The sequence below is a fragment of the Candidatus Polarisedimenticolia bacterium genome (genome assembly GCA_035764505.1).
In the GTDB taxonomy this organism is placed as follows: Bacteria; Acidobacteriota; Polarisedimenticolia; order Gp22-AA2; family AA152; genus AA152.
Genome location: DASTZC010000242.1, coordinates 1 through 4,868, shown reverse-complemented (window position 1 = coordinate 4,868; position 4,868 = coordinate 1). Strand labels below are relative to the sequence as shown.

Below are 4,868 nucleotides of genomic sequence, written 5' to 3'. Positions count from 1 at the left end.
GCCTGTATTTGGGGACTATGGATCAGGGCACCAGGCCCGCCACCGCGTGCTGGCCTGTGCGTGGGTCGACTCCGCTGACCGGGGCGCGCTGGTCCGTCCAGGACGCCCAGGTGCGGCCGAGGGAGTCGACCGTGATCCCGGCGTAGTCGCCGATGAAGCGGGAGTTGGGCCCGAACCAGAAGGAATTCGAAAGATCGGACAAAGCGCTGTCCACCCGCGTCGTCGTGCGGGAGGCCACCGTCCCCGAGGCATCGAACCTCAGCCGCGTCAGCGAGTAGCCATAACGGCACTCCTCCTGGCCGCTCGAATACGAGCGGTCCATGTAACCGACGTCCACCCGCCCGTCCGCCGCGACGGAAACCCACGGGAAGAACTGATCGTTCGGAAGAGTATTCACCGGGATGACGCTCCAGGTCGCGCCGCCATCGGTGGACCTCCCGAGGAACACATCGAGGTCGGAGAGGAAGAACCCTTGGGGATCCAGCGTTCCATTCCGGTTGTCCGCGAAGGCCACGTAGACCGTCCTCCCCGACGGGTCGCTCGGGTCGGCCGCGGTGTTGGCGTTGAAGCTCATACGGAAAAGGCACCCCTTGAGGACGTTTTCGCCTTGCGGCGAGACCGGCATGTTGTAGTTCTCGATGAAGTCGACCCTCGAGGGAGGCTGCCAGGTTGCCCCTCCGTCGCTGGAGGAAACAACCAGAATCTGGCTCTGGGCGATGGTGTTGAAGTTGACGAAGCTGACGTAAACCCTCCCATTCGGAGCGACTGCCGGATACGAATCCTGGTCCACGTCGCACATCCCGGGGAAGCTGAAGAAAGGAGCAACGCACAGGGAGCGGTTGAAGCCGCTGATCGCTCGCCCTTCGGTCCAGTGGATCCCGTCATCCGAGCTGGAGAGCATGACCGGGGATCTGAAGAAAGCCTGGTTGGGCGAGAAGACGGTCTCGAAGCCGGTCCAGGTGACATAGGCGCGGTCCCGGTAGGGGCTGCCGGGTCCCACGTCGACGGCAAGGAAGTCCTTGTCGTTGAAGAGGAGCGGGCCGAAGCCTCTCTTGGGGGTCGCGGCGTTGGTTCCATGGGCCACGGTCACCGGCGACTCCCAGCTGGAGCCGCCGTCGAAGGAGGTGGCGACGACAACGTCGGGCCCCGTAAAGCTCCCGCCGGGTCCTTCGTGATCCGCGATGGTCGCGAGGTACAGACGGCCGCGGGTATCGAAGGCGAGGGCCGGATCCCCGGTGAACTGGTATGGTTTGATGGGCGGGATGACTTCGCTCCAGCTCGCGCCGCCGTCGTAGGTGACGGAGACGGTTCCCACGACTCGAATGATGTTGTCGTTGCCCTGGTCCTTCCTTTGATAGGAGTGATATCCGGCCACGACGTTCTGCGGGTCGAGAGGATTGGCGGCGATGGTCGTTTCATTGTGTGGGGTCTCTCCGTCGCAGTCCAGGAGCATGTTCCCCTGATAGGCGCCAGGCTGCGTGGAAGCGCCGATGTCGCAGGCCGCGCCGGCGCGCGCCCCGTACCCGGAAGGCAGGGTCAGGGAGAAGAACTCGGCGATACCCGATTTGCGCGGCGCCTTCCGCGATGAAGTTCCGGCGATCGAGGGGTTGCGGTCGCCGAGCGCCAAGGCGGCAACCAGAAGCACCAGAGCGAGAAGAGGGAGTTTCCGCATGAGGATCTCCGAAAGAAGGAGGTGAGCTCCAAGAAAAAATTGGATAGGACGGAAGGCTACTTTGGGCGCGGCGATCGGGTCAAGGTGGCCTAGGTCTTACCCCGGTGGAGAATCGGGTCCGATTCCGAGGAAAGTGCTGGCTGCTTCGAAGAGAAAAGGGGGGAGGGTAACTCGAATCTCTTCAGTCGCCCAGGAGCTTCAAGTGCCTGGGAGACTTAATAGACCTCGGTCTTGAGAACCCGTTCCGGGTCCGCGTCGCCTTTGGCGATCGTGAATCGCAGCCGCCCAATTTCCCGCCCGTCCCGGGTTTCGACGATCACTCGCCAGGCGCCGGCGACATAGTTCTCCTTGGTCGCGACGCCGCGGAATCCTTCTTCGCGCCCGCCCACGATCCGGATCGGAATGCGATCGGAATCCTTCCAGGTCGCCGTGCTGTCCCGGAAGGACCAGCGCACGAACACCGTGTCGTCGAAGCGCGTCGGCGCGAAGATCGCGAAGAAGACATGGACCACGTCGCCCGGCTGGGCCACAAAGCGTCTATCGTCGTGCCGTACCTTCCACCACGATGGCACGTACGACAGCTTGAACTCGTCCCCGACGCGCTCGACGTCGTGGTAGACGCCGAGGGTCCTGGCGGCGATCGGCACCGGGGGAATCAGGCCGATCAGATACATCAGCAGGAACAACACGCTGACGGCAAGGCCCGGCGACAGCAGACTGCGGATGAGCGACGCGCGCCCGATACGGCGCCGCAGCACCGCCCCGAAGCCCGCCAGCACCGCAAGCGTCGCGGCGAATGACAGGAAAAACGTCAGCCGGCTGATGGAGCGCAGCACAATCGGAATCACCAGCGACCAGAAGCAGAAGATGCAGAGCACGTAGAACGCCACTTTGACGTCCAACCCGTGGCGGCGGACCACGTGCAGCTCGTTGAGCACGATGGCCCCGAACAGGATCACAACAAAGGCGATCGACGAGAACAGCGACGCGCTCATCAGGAAGAAGATCGAATACAGGTTCATCAGCGTGCCGAGGCAGAAGTGAAATGCCAGGCTTCTGTACTGCCACAACCATTCGAACCACCGCCACATCGGGAGCGCCTCAGGCCGGGCATCGCGTACAAAATCGACGTACAAAATGCCGCCGATGATCGTAAGGTAGACGATTTGCTGGATGATGAGCAGCGTGTGTTCCACGCCTGCGCGCGTGGCGATGACATCGAAGGCGAAGCCCGCGACGAAGAACAGCAGATTCCATTTCAGAAGGCGGCCTGCGGCGAGGCGGAGACTTTGCCGCCAGAGCGGAGCCTCGTGGTCGTCATGCTCCGTCCCGCGCATTCCCATCTTCTCCCCGATCGCGTTCAGGCCATTGAAATCCCAACCGATACTCGGGACAAACTTACAATCCAGAGGTAGGCGGTGCAAGCCTTGGGCGGAAAGAACTTGTCCGGCGAGACGCTCAGGCGGCGGCCCGCGCGGTCAGAGGGAGTTCAGGAATGCGGCGAGCCACAACACGCCCAACGTCGGCAATCACTCCTTCCCGCTGCCGCTCGACATCGGCACCGGCCACGATCCGTGGTGGTGCCACTGCTCCCTGCGTCGCCAGATAAGCCGGCCTTCTTCAAACCAGATTCGCTTGACTGGTCATGCTATTCGGGCGTACAGTGCGCCCACTCTTTCTTGCGTGATTTATTTCTTTCAATCTTTGCTGAGCAGGAACTCGTCGTCCTGTGAGCGCATTTCTCTCCCACCTTTGTGGCATTTCCGCGAACAATCATTCCAGATTGTTACGAGCGCTCGCCGGCATGTTGGTGGGATGGGTTGCCCTGGTCGGTGGGCAGATGGCCTGGGCACACCAAAACCCGGCAGGGTGTACTACCGATGCACTCTATGTGGCTCTTCTGAAAGACAAGACTTCCATCGTCAGCGGTGAAACCGCGACCTTCACCGTTATCGCACGAAACGATGACCCCACAGCCTGCGATGTCACCAACGCTAACATCGTAGTTCACTGTCCGGCGCCAGACGGAACCCCCACGGGTGCTGCAATGGTTTGCGGTCCGCCCAACGTCGATTTCCTGGTACCTTTCGCACCAATCACGCTGTGCCAAGTTGCTTGCGTTGTCACGTTCAATCCCGGAGTTATTTCGGCGCAGGCCCTCGAAGAAGAGTCCGGGATCCTTCACATCATCCCGGATTATGATTTCGCCTTCGCGTACATCCACCGAACTCTATCCGTCACCCTCAGAGTCTGCCCGGCTGAAAACGAGGATTGCACCTACTGCGGCGATGGTCTCTTGCAGCCAGGATCTGGCGAGACCTGCGACCAGACAGCGTTCCAGCCTGGCGCACCCTCAGGACGGACTTGCCGGACGGACTGCACCTTCTGCGGCGACGGTATCGTCAACGGCGGCGAGCTGTGCGACGACGGCAACAACATCGACACGGATGCCTGCGGCAACAACTGCTCCTTCCTTGAATGCGGCGATGGCATCGTGAGCCTCACAGGGGGCGAAACCTGCGATCCTCCCGGGTCCATTCCGACAGTACCGGCTGGAAACACGAACGTGTGTCGGTCCCTCGGTCCGGCTCAGTGCACCTTCTGCGGCGACGGTATCGTCAATGACGGCGAGCAGTGTGACGACGGCAACAACGTCAACACGGATGGCTGCGCCAATAATTGCGCACCGTTTGAGGCGTGCGGCGACGGCATCGTTGGCAACTCACCGGGTGAGACCTGCGATCCTCCCGGGTCCATTCCGACGACACCTGCGGGAAACAGGAGCCCATGTCGGGCGGATTGCAGCTACTGCGGTGATGGCATCGTCAACGACGGCGAATTCTGCGACGACGGCAACCACGTCGACACAGATGGCTGCCCAAATGACTGCACAATTCACGAGCCATGCATTGTGATCATCGCCAAGACCGTGGCGCCGGATGACGGTGCGAGCGGCGAAACGGCGTGTGATGGCGTGGCGGATGGGCCTTTTGTAGAGAGCGTTACCGTCGATCAAACGACCTGTGTGGTCTACCAGATCTGTGTGACCAACGCGGGTCCTGTGGAGGTTCTCAATGGAAACGGCGTCAAGGTCGGCGATCCGGTTCTCGGAGCCGTGAATCTTGACTATGGGACGATCCAACCAGGCGCGACCGTCTGCAAGCAGACGGCAGGTGTCTTTACGGCACCCAAGTGC

3 protein-coding genes are annotated in these 4,868 nt (G+C 61.7%); 1 reads left to right on the top strand and 2 read right to left on the bottom strand.

Going from position 1 to position 4,868, the window contains the following annotated elements; translation table 11 throughout:
* Positions 1–22: 22 nt before the first annotated feature.
* Together VFW45_15970 and VFW45_15965 are read right to left on the bottom strand one after the other, a co-directional pair.
* On the bottom strand, positions 23–1,672 hold the full coding sequence (locus tag VFW45_15970; GenBank protein HEU5182283.1) for an exo-alpha-sialidase: 1,650 nt from the start codon (positions 1,670–1,672) through the stop codon (positions 23–25).
* Between the two features lie 215 nt (positions 1,673–1,887).
* Entirely contained in the window at positions 1,888–3,009 is a 1,122-nt protein-coding gene (locus tag VFW45_15965) for a DUF2914 domain-containing protein (protein HEU5182282.1), read from the bottom strand.
* Positions 3,010–3,401: 392 nt separating this feature from the next.
* On the opposite strand from VFW45_15965, the gene VFW45_15960 reads away from it, so the two are divergent.
* A partial coding sequence (locus tag VFW45_15960; GenBank protein HEU5182281.1) for a DUF4215 domain-containing protein occupies positions 3,402–4,868 on the top strand: 1,467 nt, incomplete at its 3' end.